The organism is Phyllobacterium bourgognense (assembly GCF_003337575.1).
In the GTDB taxonomy this organism is placed as follows: Bacteria; Pseudomonadota; Alphaproteobacteria; order Rhizobiales; family Rhizobiaceae; genus Phyllobacterium; species Phyllobacterium bourgognense.
In genome coordinates this window covers 40,011-58,680 of record NZ_QPJM01000006.1, presented here as the reverse complement: position 1 = coordinate 58,680, position 18,670 = coordinate 40,011, and the positions used below count along the sequence as shown (strand labels likewise).

Below are 18,670 nucleotides of genomic sequence, written 5' to 3'. Positions count from 1 at the left end.
CCGGACAGCAGTTCGTCACGGGCAAAAGCCCTTAAATTACGTATGATCGCAGTGGTTCAAACCCGTTGAAGGCAACCGCCGAGTAGGTCGTGGTGTAGGCGCCAGTTCCCTCGATCAGCACCTCATCGCCAATGGTCAGCGAGATCGGCAGCGGATAGGGGTTCTTTTCGTACATCACGTCGGCGCTGTCGCAGGTCGGGCCCGCAAGGACGCAAGGCTCGGCGAGGTCGCCATCGCGCGGCGTGGTGATCTGGTAGCGGATCGCCTCGTCCATCGTCTCTGCGAGTCCGCCGAACTTGCCGATGTCGAGATAGACCCAGCGTACATTGTCGTTGGCAGCCTTCTTCGAAACGAGCACGACCTCAGCCTTGATCACGCCGGCATTGCCGACCATGCCGCGGCCCGGCTCGATGATGGTCTCGGGCAGACGGTTGCCGAAATGCTTGCTCAATGCCTGGAAGATCGCCTGGCCATAGGCCTGGGCGGTTGGCACGTCCTTGAGGTAACGGGTCGGGAAACCACCGCCCATATTGACCATCTTCAATGTGATGCCTTCCATGGAAAGCTTGTCGAAGACATACTTCGCATCGCCGAGCGCGCGGTCCCAGGCAGCAAGGTCCGTCTGCTGCGACCCAACGTGGAACGAAACGCCATAGCTGTCGAGGCCAAGCTTCTGCGCGGCAAGAAGAACATCTACGGCCATCGCAGGCACGCAGCCAAACTTGCGCGACAGCGGCCATTCGGCGCCGGCACCATCTGTCAACACGCGGCAGAATACACGGGAACCGGGAGCAGCGCGGGCTACTTTCTCGACCTCTTCGATGCAATCGACGGCGAACAGGCGGATGCCGAGCTCGAAAGCGCGCGCAATATCGCGTTCCTTCTTGATCGTATTGCCGTAAGAGATACGGTCAGCCGTCGCTCCGGCGTCAAGCGCCATTTCGGCTTCGGCGACAGAGGCCGTGTCGAAATTGGAGCCGAGCGAAGCGAGCAGGCGCAGGATTTCCGGCGCAGGATTGGCCTTCACCGCATAGAATATCTTCGATTCCGGCAAAGCCATCTCGAAATTATGATAATTCTCACGCACCACTTCCAGATCGAGCACCATGCAAGGGCCGTTCGGACGTCGGGTGTTGATGAAGTCGAGAATGCGCTGCGTAGCCATGTTAAACTCCAATTCCATAGCGGCTGGTATGGCCGCTCAAGCAATCGCGATTTCACGGGACGCGCCCTGAAAAATCGCAAGGACAAAGTGCATGAATCCGTCCCTCGTGAAGCCAGCCTTTGGAGATGCTGGAACACGCGAATGGTCATGCGGCGATGGATCAACGCTAGGTCAGCGTCAGTCCGCTTTGTCTGCCTTGGCTTGGATGAACCCATCCGCACTACCGGCAATGAAGGTGTGCCTCTTCAGTAATTCCGGCTTATGGACAGCCGAAAGACACCAGAAAGGCCCGCACCGTCGTTGCTTCAGATGTCCTCAGCTTGGCGGTAGGCCGACAAACTGACTGGAGGGGTTAGTTCCAGGTACCATACCGTTTCCTCACCATAATGAAGATCGGCGGACACCCATGGGCACGTGCGACTTTGGGCAAGGGGCATATAAGAGGAAAGATGTGTCCAATCAATGAAAATAATGGGGCAGGGCAAAATTTTTTATTCATTGAACAGCAGGGTCGAAATAGCCTAGAATCGTTGAACGATGAGCACAATTCCCCCACTAAATGCCCTTCTTGATTTACCCCCGGTTGACCTTTCATCGGGCGATGGCCCGCTGAACGGCGAAACACTCGGCGTCAAAGACATATTTGACGTTGCCGGCATGCGTACCGGTTGCGGAAATCCGCAGAAATATGACGAATCAGTGCCTGCAAGCCGAACTGCCCCTGCCGTTCAAAGCCTGTTCGATGTGGGTGCTCGCTTCATTGGCAAGACCCAGACCGACGAGCTCGCCTTCTCGATGATGGGCCAGAACAGCCATTTTCCTTTCCCGATAAACCCGAAGGCCCCGGATCGCGTGACAGGCGGCTCGTCTTCGGGGTCCGTCTCGGCGGTAGCGGGCGGTCTTGCCACCATTGCAGTCGGTTCCGACACGGGTGGATCGATCCGTGCTCCGGCGAGCTTTTGCGGTCTGGTGGGTCTTCGCACGACCCACGGACGCATCTCCCTCGAAGGAACCATGCCGCTCGCGCATTCGCTGGATACGTTCGGCTGGTTCGCCAAGGACATTGCGCTCTATGAGAAGGTCGGCGACGTTTTGCTTGGCCCGGACGCTTCCGATCTCAAACTCATTCGTCCGATCTTCTTTCCATTGCTCGAACACCTCCTGCTTGGCGAAGCGGAAGATACGGCCTACCGGAACATGTACGCGATTGTCAGCGGCCATCTCGGCCATGCCCGCTCGGCGCGTCAGCCAACCGCATCCATGGACGATCTCTATTTGTGTCTGCGTCAGGTCCAGGCGTTTGAAGCATGGAGCGAACACGGCGCATGGATTTCCGCGAAGGAGCGCAATCTCGGTCCTGCGGTCAAGGAACGGTTCGACTATGGTTCGAGCATCGATCTTGAAACCTACCAACGGCAAATGACACGCCGCGAGCTATTCCGCAGCGAGTTGGCCGACCTCTTGAAGGACGACGGCATCATGGTCCTGCCGACAGTCCCGGGCGCAGCGCCGCTCGTCAGCACGTCTTTCGAGGATAGCCAGGCCTATCGTGAGCGCTGCGTGCGGCTGTTCTGTCTTTCCGGCCTTTCCGGTTTCCCCCAGATCACCCTGCCGCTGGGCGAAGTACACGGCGCCCCCTTCGGCATTTCGTTGATTGGGCCGAAAGGCAGCGACCGCGCCCTGATCAAGCTTGGCAAGACCATTCTCGGGTCGACAGAAAGAACCTGATGGACACGCTCACCCGCATGCGCGCTTTTATCGACGTCGTTGAAGCGGAAGGATTTTCGGCGGCAGCGCGGAAGATCGGGCGGTCCAAGGCTCTCCTGTCCAAATACGTGCGCGAACTGGAAGATGAACTTGGTGCGTTACTCCTCAACCGTACAACGAGGCAGTTTTCCCTGACCGAGGCGGGCCACACATACTACCAGCGCGCCAGCGAAATCCTGCGTGATGTCGAGAGTCTGCAGGAAACGGTGCGCGAATCGAGCAGCGATATCAGGGGCCGCATCAAGATCTCGGCCTCGCGATCCTTTGCCGATGCCGATATCGGCCAATGCCTCATCGATTTCTGCGCCGAGCAGCCCGATATCATCCTCGATGTGCGGCTGGACGACCGCTTTGTCGATCTTGTCGAGGAAGGTTTCGATCTCGCCATACGCATCACCCGCATGCAGGACTCGTCCCTCATTGCCAAGCGCCTCGCCCCCTTTCGGGTCATCGCCTGCGGCACGCGTGAATTGATTGAACGCGTTGGAAAACCTGAACGGCCCGAGCAGCTTACCTCGCTGCCATGTATCGTGGATACCAACAATCGCTCCCGCAATACCTGGCAGTTCCAAAAAGAGAACGGGCCAGCGATTTCCGTCCAGCTATCCGGTCCCATGGAAATCAACAGCCCTCTCGCAACCCGGCGCGCGGCGCTCGCCGGGTTGGGCTTTGCCCTGCTGCCTGATTTCATTGCGCAGCCGGATATCGAAAGCGGCAAGCTGGTTTCCATCCTCGACGAATTCATAACGCATGACGCCGGAATTTATGCGGTCTATCCGCATCGTCGCTACCTGCCGGCGAAAGTGCGGGTTCTTGTCGATTATCTGACCAAGTGGTTCAAGGACAACCGCCGCACCTAAGCAATCATGCTGTAATAGTATATCGTCCCAATTTCGCCAATTTCGCATAGTCCTCTGCACCAACACTTAAGGGCAACTCCATGCACCAACGATTCGGGGTTTTCATCGGCGCACTGGCGGCGGGATTGACCTTCGCCACGCCGGCATACGTGCATCCGCATGTCTTTGCCGAAGCGCGTCTGGATATCACCATCAAGCCCGACGGCACCGTCGAGAAACTGGGTCATGTCTGGCGCTTCGACGATTTGTTCTCCAGCACTGTCCTCGTCGAATTTGACAAGAATGGCGATCTGAAACTCGATGACAAGGAACTCGCCGATCTGGCCAGCACCATCAACGATTCGGTCTCCGAGTTCGATTACTTCCAGACGGTGCAGCTCGATGGCAAGACCATTGTCATGGCAGCGCCCGACCATCTGATCGCCGATTTTCAAAACAACCAATTGCTTATCATCTTCGAAAGCAAGCCGAAACAGCCGCTGAAGCTCGGCAAGAAGACCAGCTTCGGCGTCTACGATCCGACATTCTACACAGCCATCGATTACGTGAATGATAGCGACATCCACATTGCCAGCGTCCCGGAAGGCTGCACCCAGAAGGTCGTGCGCCCCGATCCCGATCAGGCGATCGCTCAAAACCAGGGCACACTGACAGACGCGTTCTTCAACGATCCCACCGGCACCAACATGTCGAAGATATTCGCGACGCGCCTTGAAATCGAATGCCCGGCCAAGAGTTAGAGCGGAGATAACATGCGGAAAAGAACCCTGTTCGGCGCCCTTGCCCTCGCAGTGTATTTCAGTAGCCATGCGCTGGCGCAGAAAACTTCGCTTGGCATAGGCATGAACGAGGTTGCCATGCAACCGACAGGGCCGTTCGCGGAAATCATTCTCTGGATCAACATGCAGCAGCGCAGTTTCTATCTTGCCATGACGCATGCACTCAAAGGCATGCGCGAAGACCCATGGCAAGCGTCGATCCTCGTTGGCCTGTCATTCCTTTATGGTATTTTGCATGCGGTCGGTCCCGGCCATGGCAAGGCGGTAATCTCGTCCTATATGCTGGCCAATGAAACCACCCTGAAGCGCGGCATCGTTCTCTCTTTCGCGTCATCGATGCTGCAGGCTTTCACAGCGATCTTCGTCATCGGCCTCACCTTCCTCGTGCTACGCGGCACGACGGTCTCGATGGACGATGCCACGCGTTATATGGAAATGGCGAGCTTCATTCTGATCATCGCCTTTGGCCTGTCGCTGTTATGGCGCAAGGTGCCGGTGCTTTTCCGCCCGCGTGTCGCGCACCTGATGCCTGAAAAGATTGTGGCGGGTCACGATCACCATCACCATCACGATCACGGTCATTCGCACGGCGCCCACAGCCATGATCATGATGACCATGGCCATCATCACAATCACGCGGCAGGGGAAGTCTGCGAGACCTGCGGCCATTCCCATGCGCCAGATCCGGCGATGATCGCCGGTGATTTTAACTGGAAAACCGCGTGGTCGGCAATTATCGCCGTTGGCCTTCGCCCCTGCTCCGGCGCACTGATCGTCCTGACCTTCTCACTGCTGAACGGCCTCGTCCTCGGCGGCGTTCTCTCGGTCTTCGCCATGGCGCTCGGCACGTTCATCACCGTCGCCACATTGGCAACGCTGGCTGTGACCGCAAAGAATGTCGCGCTGCGCGTTTCCGGCGCTTCCGCCCTTTCGGGGCGCGTTCAAAACATCATCGAGATTGGCGGCGCACTGTTCATCGTGCTCTTTGGCGTCCTGCTGCTAACCGCCTCGTTGCAATCTTAGTTCAATCATTTTCATGCTGTTTTCTGGCGCGCAGCCAGAACACCAGGAAGAACCCGATAACAAAGACCACGGCAAAAATCCCTGCCGCGAGTGTTGATCGTTCGCCCAGCGCCAGCATCAGCGTCGGCATCCAATAGGCGACGAAGCCAAAGCCAAGCATGATACAGGCGGCGGCAATGGCCGCATTACGGGTCTTCGGATCAATCACGCTTGATTACCCTTGTTCAATACATCTCAGCGCGTTGTAGCCGCATGGCGGTTTTATGCAAGTGCAGGGGTATTTTTGAATGCAACACCATTGTGCGTGGTTCGACAGGCTCACCATGAGGGAGGTAGTGGGCTTCGTCTTAATTGCTAACGGTGTAGAGCCTGGCTCCCTGCAACCCACCAGTACCCTCATGGTGAGCCTGTCGAACCACGCACAGCAGTCGCGCCAGCCGATTAGGCGCTGACGACCCGAAACTCTTCCAGCCGCTTGATCTGCTTGCCATCGGCATCGAAGTTATCCGGCGAAAGCCAGGCTTCGTAAGCGGCCTTCAGCGCGGGCCATTCACCGTCGATCACCGAATACCACGCCGTGTCGCGATTCTTGCCCTTCTGCACCATGTGCTGGCGGAATATGCCCTCGAACTTGAAGCCGAACCGCTCCGCCGCCCGCTTCGACGGCTCATTGGCGTTGTTGCATTTCCACTCGTAACGCCGGTATCCGAGCTCAAAGGCATATTTCATGAACAGGAACTGTGCTTCCGTCGCCGCTGGTTTTCGCGAAATCAGCGGTCCCCAATAGATATTGCCGATCTCGATCACCCCGAAAGCCGGGTCGATACGCATCAGCGTCTGACGTCCTGCGACCTTGCCGCTGGCCTTGTCGATCACGGCGAAGAAAAGCGGGTCCTTGCTCGCCTCGACCTTTTCCAGCCACGCCGCAAATGCTTCGCGATCCTCCGCCGGATTTTCAAACAGGAACCTGAACCGGTCGCCTGCGTCTGCAACCGACGATGCCTCGTAGAGCCCGTCGCCATGTTTGGCGGCATCGAGCGGCTCCAGCCGCACGTAGCGGCCTTCGAGCGGTTCGCGGGCCGGGAGTGGGCGTGGCGTCCAGTCTTTCAGATCAGTCATAGTGAAATTTGCTCGCTGACATTGAGAGTATTTGACTTGTTATGCCACTCCGCACACAAAGCAGAAGTTGAAAATTGTATGTGAGACAAGAAAATGCTGCGCACTATTTCCGGGTTCGACCGTATCGGCGAAGAAAATGCCTTTGCTGTCCTCGCCCGCGCTACTGCTCTCGCCGCCCAAGGCAAGGATATCATCAATCTCGGCATCGGCCAGCCGGATTTCAAAACACCCGACCACATCGTCGAGGCCGCCATCAAGGCGCTGAAGGACGGCCATCATGGTTATACGCCGGCAAACGGCCTGCTCGCGACCCGCGAGGCAGTAGCGCGCCGCACATTCACGACGACAGGCGTCGAGGTCTCGCCGGAAAACATCATGATCGTTCCCGGCGGCAAGGTCACGATGTTCGCTGCGATCCTGATCTTCGGCGAACCGGGCGCTGAAATCCTCTATCCGGATCCAGGCTTTCCGATCTATCGTTCGATGATCGAATTTACCGGTGCCAAACCGGTTCCCGTGCCGATCCGTGAGGAAAACGGCTTCGCATTTTCGGCCGAGGAAACACTAGCGCTGATCACACCGAAGACCCGGCTTCTCATCCTCAACTCGCCCGCCAACCCGACTGGCGGCGTCACACCAAAATCCGAGATCGAAAAGCTGGTGAAAGGTCTCGAAGCCCATCCACATGTGGCGATCATGTCCGACGAGATTTACGACGTCATGACCTATGATGGCGAGGAACATTGCTCGCTCCTTACCTTCCCGCAGATTCGCGACCGGCTGATCATCCTCAATGGCTGGTCGAAGACCTGGGCGATGACCGGCTGGCGCATGGGCTGGTCCATCTGGCCAGATCAGCTCTATGACAAGGTGCGCAAGCTCGCGGTCAATTGCTGGTCCTGCGTCAACGCGCCGAGCCAGTTTGCCGGCATCGCCGCCATCGACGGGCCACAGGATGATGTGATCAAAATGTGCAAGGCTTTCGACAACCGCCGCAAGGTCGTCGTCGATGGCCTGAACAGCCTGCCCGGTATCAGCTGTGCCACGCCCAAAGGCGCGTTCTATGCGTTTCCCAACGTCAAGGAGACCGGCTGGCCCGCAAAGCAACTGGCTTCAGCACTTCTCGACGAAGCAGGCGTTGCGCTGATCGGCGGACCGGATTTCGGCATTCTTGGCGAAGGCTATATCCGGTTGTCCTACGCCAACTCGGAGGAAAACATCCTCCGCGCCATCGAGCGCATGGAGAAGTTTCTGACGAAGTAGTCGGCCGGACCTGATGGCTGCAGGCGCAAGGCATCGAGGCGATCGACCGATCGCCGGATGAGGAGCCCAGGAGTAGGAAATCTATGGCAAAACACAGGATCTATACGACCAGCTTCGCAAGCGTTTATCCACATTACGTTGCGAAAGCAGAGAAAAAGGGACGCACAAAAACAGAGGTCGATCATATCATTTCCTGGCTGACAGGCTACGACGAGAAGGGGTTACAAGCCCAGCTTGAACAACAAACTGATTTCGAGAATTTTTTTGCCGAGGCTCCCAAACCCAACCCTTTGAGAACCCTGATCAAAGGCGTGGTTTGCGGCGTTCGGGTGGAGGATATCGAAGAGCCGACTATGCGAGAAATCCGCTACTTGGATAAGCTCGTTGACGAGCTGGCCCGGGGAAAAGCCATGGATAGAATTCTGCCGGAAATGTGATTTCCGCGGGATAGATTGCTGCTTGACGCGCGAGCGTCGAGGATTAGATAGGTCCTCATCGTTATTCCCATCTGTGTCAAACGCCGATCCCTGAGTCGCGCCGTTTGGTCTGAAAGCCATCCATGACAGAGCAAACTACCCGTCGCGCGCCCGTTGTAGTCGCGATCATGGCAAGCATGGCGATGATCGCCATCGAAGCGACGATCGTTTCAACGGCGATGCCGCAAATCGCCGCCCAGTTGGGGCAGATCAATCTCTATTCCTGGGTTTTTTCGTCATTCCTGCTGACCCTGACCGCGACAACCGTGGTATTCGGAAAACTGGCCGATATTTATGGTCGCAAGCCTGTGCTGCTTGTCGGCATTGCACTGTTTTTGTTCGCCTCGGTGCTTGCCGGCTTCGCATGGTCGATGCCGTCGATGATTGCTTTCAGGCTGCTGCAGGGTATCGGTGCTGGGGCAATTCAACCCGTCGCCATGACAGTGGTTGCCGATCTTTTTCCCGGGAACCAGCGTGGCAAGGTGCAGGGCTATTTGGCAAGCGTATGGGCTTTGTCGGCTGTTGTTGGACCGCTGCTCGGCAGCATCATCATCCACAACCTCCCCTGGGCATGGATATTCTGGATCAACGTTCCGGTCGGGCTTTTCGCAGCACTGGGGTTCATCCTTTATCTCCACGAGGAAAAGCGGGCCCGGGACGTCTCCATCGATGTACTTGGAGCCGCACTTTTTGCCATTTCTGTATCCTCGCTGATGATCGCCTTGACCGAGATGGAAAGCGCAGTATCCGCCGAGGCTATCGCAGCGCTGTTGGTCTTCATGGTCACGCTTGTAGCCTTCATCTGGCAGGAACGGCGTGCCGAAGCACCTATGGTTGCCCCCGACCTGTGGCTGAAACGGCCGATTGCGTTCGCAAACCTGGCGGTTTTTTTCGCCAGCATGTCGATTATGGGCCTGACGACTTTCCTGCCAATGTACGTGCAAACGGTCCTCAACCGCTCGCCGCTTGTGGCAGGGTTCGCCTTGACGATGCTGTTGTTGGGCTGGCCCTTGGGCGCGACGATTGCCTCCCGGCAGTTTGTACGCTTGGGATTGCGCCCTCTCATGATCGCCGGCAGCCTATGCATTCCGGCCGGGACATGTCTTTTTGTCTTGCTTAACCCGTCAAGTTCGGCGGTATTGGCCGGTGCCGGTTCCCTTGTCATGGGTTTCGGCATGGGCCTGCTCAATATCGGCGCGTTGATCCTGACACAGGAAAGTGTGAGCTCGTATGAGCGTGGCAGCGCTACCGCCTCCAACGTCTTTTCGCGTAACTTGGGCAGCACGCTCGGCGCAGCATTGCTTGGCGCAGTGCTGTCTTACGGCCTGGCCCATACCACCAACGGGCATTCAATAACGCCGGAGCAGCTACGGGGCCTTTTGAATGGCACGATCGCCGTCATCAGTGATGCAGAAGAGATCCGTCTTGCCCTGCAGCACGCGCTGCATGCGACCTTCATTGCGATGCTTCTCATCGCCATGTTGATCGTGCCAGCCTGCCTGCTTGTGCCTCGCCCCCAAGCGCATCGGGTAACCCAAGAGGCGTAAACTGCCAAAAACCGCGCCGCCGGGGCGGCTCGGGGATCTGGCCGGCCAGCAACGGGCCCTCCCAATCGCCCGGAACCGCTTCGGAAGGTATCAGGCGGGCGATGCGACCTTCACGTCGGCCACTGTCGCTTCGATATGATCGATGAGATTGTCCGGGAGTTTCAGGCGCCCGGCAAGCAGGTCAAGGTAGCCGCGCTCGGCCCGTGTCTTCGGATCGATAGCCAGGCGCGAGGCGGTATAGAGCTCGACCTTCTGCGCATCGGTAACCGCTGCCGCGACCAGTCCGTCCACATCGACAGGCGAAGTCAGCTCCTTCTTGAGGAACTCCTGCGTATCGCTGTTGATGCCGGAGAGTGACAGTTTCTCGATGATGCGCGCCTTTTCGGTCTCGTCCACCATGCCATCGGCACGGGCTGCTGCGATCATGGCGCGTACCAAAACCAGCGCAAACTCATGTTCGCCCTGTGGCGCGGTTTCGGGACGGAAGCTGGAATCCTCCGGCGGCGGCGCCAGCTCGCCGGTGGAAGCTTGCGTTGCTTCAGCGGGAGCCTTGCCCGACTGGTAGTTCTGATAAGCCTTGTAGGCGAGCCCGGCGACCGCAGCGAGACCGCCGAGTTTCAGAGCACTGCCAGCCACCTCGCGGCCAGTGCCGGTGCCAAGAAGAATTGCAGCGAGCGCACCAGTGGCGAGCGGATTGTCCTTGGCAAGTTGCGTCGCCTTGCCGGCTGTATCGCGAACCGATGTTCCGACTCCCGGAACATTGCTTCCCAGGAAATCATCGAGAATCTTCTTCGGATCAAGCATGCGTCTCTCCTCATGGCTGCATGAATTGGCTCCGCTTAGTTAGGACCCGGTTCATGGCATTGCAATGACAGCGGGGCGATTGTAGCAAGTTTGGGGTAATCGCGGCTTTGAGAATTCAGCCTGACGAGGCAGCTGGTGTGGGCTTCGAGAACCGGAGCGCAGCGTACATAAAGTACGTGAGCACCGGAAGCGCAGAAAGCCGCATCAGATGTCCGTCAGGGTGGATTCTTCAGGAACCTATGTGAGCCTTCTCGCCCCGCTCCCTGGCGAGCCGCACCTGCTTCTGCCGCTCGGCAAAACGGGCACGGTCTTCGTCCGTGCGCTCGTGGTAGCAATTCGGACAGGAGACGCCCTCTTCGAATAGCGGCGAGAGTTTGTCCTCCGGCGCAATAGGATTGCGGCACGCGTGGCAAAGTTCTGCCTCGCCCTCGATGAGACCATGGCCAACAGATACTCGCTCGTCAAAGACGAAGCATTCGCCCTCCCAGCGGCTTTCCTCGGCGGGCACATCCTCGAGATATTTGAGAATACCGCCCTTCAGATGAAACACGTCGTCGAAACCGAGGCCCTTGACATAGGCCGTCGCCTTTTCGCAGCGAATACCGCCAGTGCAGAACATGGCGATCTTCTTGCCTTCCAGTTCCTCGCGGTGGCTCTCCACCCATTGCGGAAACTCGCGAAACGTCTTGGTCTGCGGATCGAGGGCGCCTTGAAACGTCCCTATCGCCGTCTCGTAATCGTTGCGCGTGTCGATGACGATCGTGTCCGGATCGGAGATCAGTGCATTCCAGTCTGTGGCGGGCACATAGGTCCCTACGCTTTGCAGCGGGTCGATATCATCGACGCCCATGGTGACGATTTCCTTTTTCAGCCGCACCTTCATGCGTTTGAAAGGCATCTCGCTCGCGTGTGAATACTTCAGTTCCATGCCGGCAATGGCCGGCTCGGCCTCGAGGAAATCAATGAGCATCTTGATCGCCGCAGACGTTCCGGCGACAGTGCCGTTGATACCCTCTGCGGCCAAGAGCAGTGTACCCTTGATCCCCTGCCCGCAGCAAAGCTTCGCCAGCGGCTCCTGCAGCGACTGATAGTGATCCAGCCGGGCAAAGCGATAGAGTGCTGCCACCGTAAAGGGCATGTTTGAGGTATGGTCTGTCATGATCGCATCCAACTACTGCGCCAAAGCGTCAAATTCAAGGGTTTTGCGAGGAGACAGTAAGTTGCGCATCCATTATGCCAGATCCAGGAAATCCAAGGTAGACAAACCGGATGCACACTACTAAATCGATTGAAGTTCCAGCCAGCGGAGAATTGAGATGACCCAGAAGACCGATCTGCTCTTACCCGTCCTCAAGGGCCAGCCGGTTATTCCGGTCATTCTTATCCAGAATCTCGCCGATGCCGTTCCATTGGCACGGGCGCTTGCCAAGGGCGGCCTGCCGGCAATCGAGATCACGCTGCGCACTGCCGCGGCCCTCGATGCCATCCGTGCCGTCGCCAATGAAGTGCCGGAGGCCATCGTCGGCGCAGGAACCATTCTCAATGCCCGTCAGTATGACGAGGCCGTCAACGCAGGTTCCCGCTTCATCGTCAGTCCCGGGGCGACGCCGCAGCTTATTGAAGCTGCGCGCGACAGCAAGGTACCGCTGCTTCCCGGCGCCATCACGCCGGGCGAGATCATGGCCTTGCGTGAAGAAGGCTACACGATGCTGAAGTTTTTCCCTGCCGAACAGGCCGGCGGCGCAGCTTTCCTGAAATCCTTGTCGTCACCGTTGGCCGGCACGCTGTTCTGCCCGACCGGCGGCGTCAGCATCGCCAACGCCAAAACCTACCTCAACCTGCCGAATGTCGTCTGTGTGGGTGGATCATGGGTCGCCCCGGAAGAACTGGTAAAGGCCGGAAAGTGGGACGAGATCACGAAGCTCGCAGCCGAGGCAGTCAAGCTCGCTGGCTAAGAACCCATTCTCCATGCGCTCGCCTTGCTAGACAGGATATTACCGGCTATATTACTGGCAATAGTGGATAGCGAGGTTGTATGAACAATTCGCAAAAGCGTGCCATCAAGAACTATCGCGACAGGTTGAGTGAACGAGGCCTGTCGCGATTCGAAGTGTTGGGCCGGAATGCCGATCGCGACCTCATTCGTACCTTGGCCAGGAAACTGGCTGATGCGGGCCCGGATGCCGTTCGAATTCGAGCAGCGTTAAGCCAAACTGTCGCTGATGCTCTGCCTAAAAGAGGGAATATTTTGGCAGCCCTGCGCCGTTCGCCGCTTGCTAATTCGGAACTGGATTTGATTAGGACCAAGGAGACCGGTCGAAGGGTCGATTTGTGACGCGTTACCTACTGGACACCAATATCATCAGCAATGCGACCAAGCCGATTCCATCGGAATCGCTTATGGTTTGGATGGCCGATCAACTCGATGAGGACCTGTTTATATCGTCACTGACTATTGCCGAGATTCAGCGCGGGATACTTGAAAAGCCAACCGGGCGAAAGCGTGACGAACTCGAAGCCTGGTTCTCCGGACCGGATGGCCCATCGGCCCTCTTCGCAGGAAGGATTCTTGCTTTTGACGAGACGGCTGCATTAACGTGGGCGCGGCTCATGGCCGAAGGAACACGCAAGGGCAAACTTCGCAGTGCTCTGGATACGATTATCGCGGCAACTGCTTTAGTAAATAATTGTATTGTCGTTACCGACAACGAAAAAGATTTCAACGATATAGCCATCGTCAACCCGCTTTAGCTATAGCGCCTCATCCTTACGATCCGTGCGTCGGACTGAACTTGGCGATCTGCAGGAACGTAACCGCCTTGCCAGTAAACTTGTTGGCGTTGGCGACCGGCAGGCTCTGCTGGAAGCCGGCCGTATAGACCGTCGTCGGGGCCATTCGCATTTCTGCATTGCGCAGGACCGCCGGTGTCACTGCCGGCGCCGTCTGCGCGACCTGCTCGGTCGAGAGAGCGCGGTCCGGAACGTTCGAGGAAACCTGAATCGCCATCGGAGCCTGGCCCTGTGCGGCCTGCTTGCGCGGTTTTGCGCCCTTGGCCGTCGTGATCACACCATTATTAAGCGCGGCAACCGGATCACCCGAGGCCTGAGCGTCGAGCATGGTCCGGCGCAGTGATGGCTGCGTTTCAATCGACGCCATCTGCGTATTCTGTTGTGCAACCGGTTTCACACGCCCACCAGTCGTTCCCGGCAATGTCGGCATCTCGGGCGTCGGCTGCGAAGCGGAAACAACATTTCCATGCTCGCTGTCGGCCTGCTTGATAAGCGCCTGCAGATCATCCTCCGGAGCCGGAATAACCTCTTCTTCTGCCGCCGCGGTCGCCTGAATCGCTTCGGTGACCGGACGCTGGTCGGGCACGAGCGACGCGACCATCATGTCATTGCGCTTGGGCTTGTCGAAGGGTACCGGCACGAGCGCATTGGCCATTTCGGGCTGCGCCGTATCGGCGCTCGCATTGTTAGGATTGGCGGCAATCATCTCACGGATGGCGCTGGCGCTGTCCTGCGGCTGCGGTCGTGGCATCGGCAGGGCGGCGATGACAGTCGATTGATCCTCGGCAAGCGCATTAAGCGTTGACGGTTCTCCTGGTGCCGGCGTCGGCGAATAGTCAGGACGGCGCAGCGGCACGGGAACCGCAAAGGCCAGGGCCCGACCGTCTTCCGGCGATGTCGCAAGTGGCGCGTCAGGTCGCGGCGCGGTCAAAGGCGCAGGTGCACCGCGTACCGGCAGGTCCGGAGCGATCTGCTGCTGTTCAGGTTGAGGCTGGTCACGCGTTGCGACAGCCGGGGCGGCTGGTGCGGCGGTCTCGCCACCATCCGCGTCTTCAGCTATCGCGGCTGGTTTGGTCGAAAGCGTCTTCGAAGGCTTGGAAGCAGTAGCGACAGCAGTTGTGCTCTCGCTGGTATCCTCTTCCTCATCGGCGCCACCGCCAAAGATCATGCCAAACAGCGTCTTGCCACTGCGTCTCGAATTGGAAGCACTCGCGACCTGAATTGCACTGCCACCATTGCGCCTGCGGGATTCGTAGGCAGCGACTGCCTGGTCATAGCCGGGTAACGGCTTGCCATCGGAGGGAATATGCATGGTCTTGCCGTCCGGGAACACGGCCAGCAGTTCCCTGCGGCTCATGCGCGGCCAGTGACGGACGTTGCCGACATCGGTATGGATGAAAGGAGAGCCTGAGGTCGGATAGTAGCCAACGCCGCCAGCCTGGAATTTCATCGCTGTAACGCGAAGTGTGGAAAGCTTCACACCCGGCAGATACCAGTCCATGGCCTTGCCCAGCATGTGCTGGCTTGTCTTCGCCACACCGCGCGAACGGGAACGCAGCATGGAATTTGTGGTAGGAGAGCGATAGGCAGATACCACATTGATGTAGTCCCTGCCGCCGGCGTTCTGATAAATCTGCCAGACAAGGTCGAAGAGGCGGGGGTCCATCTTCGTCGGCTCGTTGCGGCGCCAGTCACGCAGGAACTTGTTGAGCTTGTTCAGCCCATCCTGCTGGTATCGGCCATTTCTCTTGAACGTGATCTCGGCACGCTCTTTGGTGTGGATGAAATAAAGCCTGAGAGTCCTCGTCTCGGCGGAAGCCTGCGCGGATGCAAACAACATCGGCACAAAGACCATGAGGAACACAAACCAGCCGGCGCGCATAATAGAACTCGCCCACGATCTGTTGTTCTGTGCATGAATCATGTTTGACAATTTCGTCCCCAACCTTGACCGTCTTTTCCAACCCCCGAATAGCTGGATTGTCCGATTTAATGGTTAATGGTCGCTTTACTGAAGAACAAATACGTTGAGAGCATGGCAAAAAGGCATATCGAATCCAGTGTTTTGTGACATGGTCAACGGGTTGTTAACAGCAGGATTAAGGCTTTTTATCAAATGAATCCACCCCTCAAAAGTCTAAAAGTTGCTACAAAGTGGGACAAGCAAGACGGAACTGGATCAATTGCCAACCGACTCTTAAGGTTTAGCTCCTTTATCGAGGGCCTCTGATTCGCCCTCCAAACGTCAATACTCTGGTGCCAAAATGCGTTCAAAAATCAATAAATACTCGCTTGATAAGGTGGTCACGGCTCCCTCCAAATCGGGTAGCACAGCTGCCGTGAAAGCCGATCAGGCAGCGCTCGGCCTCCTGCCCGAATGGAACCTCGCCGATCTCTACCCATCCACCGAAAGCAGCGAGCTCAAGGCCGATCTCGAAAAAGCCGACGAACTGGCCGTCGAATTCGAAAAGCGCTGGAAGGGTAATCTTGCCGCCGAGGCGGCCAAACCGAAAGGCGGAGAGTTCGCCCGATCGATCCGGGAATTCGAAGCGCTGGAAGAACTGATCGGCAAAATCGTCTCCTTCGCCGGCCTGGTCTATGCCGGCGATACGTCCGACCCCAAGCGCGCCAAACTTTACGGCGATATCCAGCAGAAGATGACCGATGCGAGCACGCATCTTATTTTCTACAGCCTGGAACTCAACCGCATCGATGATGCGATCATCGAAACAGCCATGGCCGACAATCCGGCCATCGCCCACTATCGCCCATGGTTGGTAGACCTGCGCAAGGACAAGCCTTACCAGCTCGATGACAAGATCGAGCAGCTTTTCCACGAAAAGTCGATCACCGGGCGCGGCGCTTGGAACCGTCTGTTCGACGAGACCATGACGGCGCTGCGCTTTGAAGTGAATGGCGAGGAACTGCCGCTCGAACCGACCTTGAACCTCTTGCAGGATGCAGATGCATCCCTGCGCAAAGCCGGTTTTGAAGCACTGGCCAAGACCTTCAAGGAGAACCTCCGAGTTTTCACGCTCATCACCAATACGTTGGCCAAGGACAAGGAAATCTCCGATCGCTGGCGTGGCTTTGAGGACATCGCCGACAGCCGCCATCTGGCCAATCGCGTCGAGCGCGAGGTGGTCGACGCACTCTCCGAAGCCGTGCAGGCCGCCTATCCGCGCCTGTCGCATCGATATTATGCGCTCAAGGCCAAATGGCTTGGCCTCGATTACCTGAATAATTGGGACCGCAATGCCCCCCTGCCCGAAACGCCGCAGGCAATCATTCCATGGACGGAGGCGCGCGAAACCGTGCTTTCCGCCTATAATGGCTTTGCGCCGGAAATGGCCGACATCGCCAAGGCTTTCTTCGACAAAAACTGGATCGATGCGCCGACGCGCCCCGGCAAGTCGCCGGGCGCTTTCGCCCATCCGACTGTTCCCTCGGTTCACCCCTACGTGCTACTGAACTACATGGGCAAGCCCCGTGATGTGATGACCCTCGCGCACGAACTTGGCCACGGCGTACATCAGGTGCTTGCCGGCGATCAGGGCGCCCTCATGGCTTCAACACCGCTGACCCTCGCTGAAACGGCTTCCGTCTTCGGCGAAATGCTGACCTTCCGTTCGTTGCTTGAAAAGACCGGCGACAAGCGCGAACGCAAGGCCATGCTGGCGCAAAAGGCCGAAGACATGATCAACACGGTCGTACGCCAGATCGCATTCTACCAGTTCGAGCGGCGCGTTCACGCCGAGCGTAACAACGGCGAACTCACTTCGGACCGGATCGGCGAGATCTGGCTGGATGTGCAGAAGGAAAGTCTCGGACCGGCGGTGCATTTCGGTGCGGGCTACGAAACCTTCTGGACCTATATTCCGCACTTCATCCACTCGCCCTTCTATGTCTATGCCTACGCCTTCGGCGACTGCCTGGTGAACTCGCTCTACGCGGTCTATCAAAACGCCGAAGCGGGCTTTCAGGAGAAATATTTCGACATGTTGAGGGCTGGCGGCACCAAGCACCATTCCGAATTGCTTGCGCCTTTCGGCCTTGACGCGACAGACCCTGCCTTCTGGCAAAAGGGCCTTTCGGTAATCGAGGGTATTATCGACGAGCTGGAGGCGATGGACGCCGTACAATGACGACCTCTGCCCCCGTGCACACGCCCTATGATGGCTCGGCGCAACCCTTCACGATAGGGTTGCAGCAGCTCGACCTGAACGACTGGATCGAGATCGACAGCAATCTTCTCGCCTATCTCGCCGAGAAAGAACGGCTTTTCGGGCTTTACGGCGACAGGATCTTTGTGGAAGAACCGGGCACCGAGGATGCCCAAAAAGAAGTGCTGCAACTTCTCAGCACCCACCTCGTCGAGCACTATCCTGAGATCTATTCCAGCGACGGCGAGAACGTAAAAATTGCGGGTTGGAACGAACTCATATCGCTCGGCGAAACCGACATCCCCCGCCTGCATCGCGCCGCCAGCCTTGTTCAGGAAGATCTTGTGTTGATGCACAAGGACGAGACGCGCGGCTGGCATCTCGCCGCCGCGTCGTTGTCGTTTCCGTCCTCCTGGACGCTTCTGGAAAAGTTCGGCCGCTCCATGGACGATATCCACGCTCCTGTGCCCGATTTTGGCGCAGGCACCCGCAATGCCGGGCTGATCACCCGCATGTTCGACAATCTGCGCCCGGATCGCTCGGTTCAGCGGATGAACTGGTCGCTGCAGCCCGACGGTAATCTCTATCATCCGCTCGCCAGCCACCAGAAGGGCGCGCGCTACACCGACGAAGACATTGCAGCGCAAAGCTACGTTCGCGTCGAGCGGCAGACGCTGCGCAAACTTCCCGTATCGGGCGATATTCTTTTCACTATCCGCATTTATCTCGATCCTATAAGTGCCCTGAAGAAACACCCCGAATGTCGCAATTTAGCGGAAGCTTTTGCGCGCCAGCTCGAAGCGCTAAATCCGGCGCAACTGCACTACAAAGGTATTATGACAATCCGCGACCGGCTTATCGACGCGCTGGAACGCCTATAGCCGCGTTTTAATTAACAGTAGTTCGGAATTTCA

The 18,670-nt window shown here is 57.7% G+C and carries 18 protein-coding genes; 12 read left to right on the top strand and 6 right to left on the bottom strand.

Annotation, left to right across the window (positions count from 1 at the left end; translation table 11 throughout):
• Positions 1-31: 31 nt before the first annotated feature.
• Entirely contained in the window at positions 32-1,165 is a 1,134-nt protein-coding gene (gene odc2, locus C7476_RS12465; protein ID WP_114430447.1) for an ornithine/lysine decarboxylase, read from the bottom strand.
• A gap of 537 nt (positions 1,166-1,702) precedes the next feature.
• Between odc2 and C7476_RS12460 the strand changes: the two genes are divergently transcribed.
• From C7476_RS12460 to C7476_RS12445, 4 genes are all read left to right on the top strand, one after another.
• Positions 1,703-2,893, top strand: a complete 1,191-nt coding sequence (locus C7476_RS12460) for an amidase (RefSeq protein ID WP_114430247.1) — start codon at positions 1,703-1,705, stop codon at positions 2,891-2,893.
• Entirely contained in the window at positions 2,893-3,792 is a 900-nt protein-coding gene (locus C7476_RS12455; protein ID WP_114430246.1) for a LysR family transcriptional regulator, read from the top strand. The genes C7476_RS12460 and C7476_RS12455 overlap by 1 nt, the downstream gene beginning before the upstream one ends.
• An 80-nt stretch (positions 3,793-3,872) precedes the next feature.
• The gene (locus C7476_RS12450) at positions 3,873-4,532 is read left to right on the top strand and encodes a DUF1007 family protein (RefSeq protein WP_114430245.1); all 660 of its coding nucleotides are present in this window, start codon (positions 3,873-3,875) and stop codon (positions 4,530-4,532) included.
• A 12-nt stretch (positions 4,533-4,544) separates the two neighbouring features.
• Complete coding sequence (locus tag C7476_RS12445; RefSeq protein ID WP_114430244.1) at positions 4,545-5,594, top strand: nickel/cobalt transporter; 1,050 nt, start codon at positions 4,545-4,547, stop codon at positions 5,592-5,594.
• A gap of 1 nt (position 5,595) precedes the next feature.
• On the opposite strand, the gene C7476_RS12440 is transcribed toward C7476_RS12445, so the two are convergent.
• Both C7476_RS12440 and C7476_RS12435 read right to left on the bottom strand, forming a co-directional pair.
• Positions 5,596-5,802 (bottom strand): hypothetical protein, encoded by a 207-nt coding sequence (locus C7476_RS12440; protein WP_181872422.1) that lies wholly within the window; start codon positions 5,800-5,802, stop codon positions 5,596-5,598.
• A gap of 233 nt (positions 5,803-6,035) precedes the next feature.
• Positions 6,036-6,713 (bottom strand): GNAT family N-acetyltransferase, encoded by a 678-nt coding sequence (locus C7476_RS12435; RefSeq protein ID WP_114430243.1) that lies wholly within the window; start codon positions 6,711-6,713, stop codon positions 6,036-6,038.
• 93 nt (positions 6,714-6,806) lie between these two features.
• Between C7476_RS12435 and C7476_RS12430 the strand changes: the two genes are divergently transcribed.
• The 3 genes from C7476_RS12430 (at position 6,807) to C7476_RS12420 (ending at position 9,999) form a co-directional block, all read left to right on the top strand.
• Complete coding sequence (locus tag C7476_RS12430; protein ID WP_114430242.1) at positions 6,807-7,976, top strand: pyridoxal phosphate-dependent aminotransferase; 1,170 nt, start codon at positions 6,807-6,809, stop codon at positions 7,974-7,976.
• An 83-nt stretch (positions 7,977-8,059) separates the two neighbouring features.
• On the top strand, positions 8,060-8,413 hold the full coding sequence (locus tag C7476_RS12425) for a DUF2200 domain-containing protein (RefSeq protein ID WP_114430241.1): 354 nt from the start codon (positions 8,060-8,062) through the stop codon (positions 8,411-8,413).
• Positions 8,414-8,535: 122 nt separating this feature from the next.
• On the top strand, positions 8,536-9,999 hold the full coding sequence (locus C7476_RS12420) for an MDR family MFS transporter (RefSeq protein WP_114430240.1): 1,464 nt from the start codon (positions 8,536-8,538) through the stop codon (positions 9,997-9,999).
• A 90-nt stretch (positions 10,000-10,089) separates the two neighbouring features.
• Here C7476_RS12420 and C7476_RS12415 read toward each other — a convergent pair whose 3' ends face one another.
• The gene (locus tag C7476_RS12415; protein ID WP_114430239.1) at positions 10,090-10,803 is read right to left on the bottom strand and encodes a tellurite resistance TerB family protein; all 714 of its coding nucleotides are present in this window, start codon (positions 10,801-10,803) and stop codon (positions 10,090-10,092) included.
• A gap of 229 nt (positions 10,804-11,032) precedes the next feature.
• The gene (trhO, locus tag C7476_RS12410) at positions 11,033-11,962 is read right to left on the bottom strand and encodes an oxygen-dependent tRNA uridine(34) hydroxylase TrhO (protein WP_114430445.1); all 930 of its coding nucleotides are present in this window, start codon (positions 11,960-11,962) and stop codon (positions 11,033-11,035) included.
• Between the two features lie 157 nt (positions 11,963-12,119).
• Between trhO and C7476_RS12405 the strand changes: the two genes are divergently transcribed.
• The 3 genes from C7476_RS12405 (at position 12,120) to C7476_RS12395 (ending at position 13,554) form a co-directional block, all read left to right on the top strand.
• On the top strand, positions 12,120-12,758 hold the full coding sequence (locus C7476_RS12405; RefSeq protein ID WP_114430238.1) for a 2-dehydro-3-deoxy-phosphogluconate aldolase: 639 nt from the start codon (positions 12,120-12,122) through the stop codon (positions 12,756-12,758).
• Positions 12,759-12,838: 80 nt separating this feature from the next.
• Positions 12,839-13,138: a hypothetical protein gene (locus tag C7476_RS12400; RefSeq protein ID WP_114430237.1), complete on the top strand. Its 300-nt coding sequence runs from the start codon at positions 12,839-12,841 to the stop codon at positions 13,136-13,138.
• Entirely contained in the window at positions 13,135-13,554 is a 420-nt protein-coding gene (locus C7476_RS12395; RefSeq protein WP_114430236.1) for a type II toxin-antitoxin system VapC family toxin, read from the top strand. The genes C7476_RS12400 and C7476_RS12395 overlap by 4 nt, the downstream gene beginning before the upstream one ends.
• 16 nt (positions 13,555-13,570) lie before the next feature.
• Here the strand turns inward: C7476_RS12395 and C7476_RS12390 are convergent, their stop codons facing one another.
• Positions 13,571-15,433 (bottom strand): peptidoglycan L,D-endopeptidase MepK, encoded by a 1,863-nt coding sequence (locus C7476_RS12390; protein WP_425373982.1) that lies wholly within the window; start codon positions 15,431-15,433, stop codon positions 13,571-13,573.
• A 424-nt stretch (positions 15,434-15,857) separates the two neighbouring features.
• On the opposite strand from C7476_RS12390, the gene C7476_RS12385 reads away from it, so the two are divergent.
• Together C7476_RS12385 and C7476_RS12380 are read left to right on the top strand one after the other, a co-directional pair.
• Positions 15,858-17,738 carry a M3 family oligoendopeptidase gene (locus C7476_RS12385; protein ID WP_114430235.1) on the top strand — a complete coding sequence of 627 codons (1,881 nt, stop codon included), beginning with the start codon at positions 15,858-15,860 and terminating at the stop codon, positions 17,736-17,738.
• The gene (locus C7476_RS12380) at positions 17,735-18,637 is read left to right on the top strand and encodes a heme-dependent oxidative N-demethylase family protein (RefSeq protein ID WP_114430234.1); all 903 of its coding nucleotides are present in this window, start codon (positions 17,735-17,737) and stop codon (positions 18,635-18,637) included. The genes C7476_RS12385 and C7476_RS12380 overlap by 4 nt, the downstream gene beginning before the upstream one ends.
• The last annotated feature ends 33 nt before the right edge of the window (positions 18,638-18,670 follow it).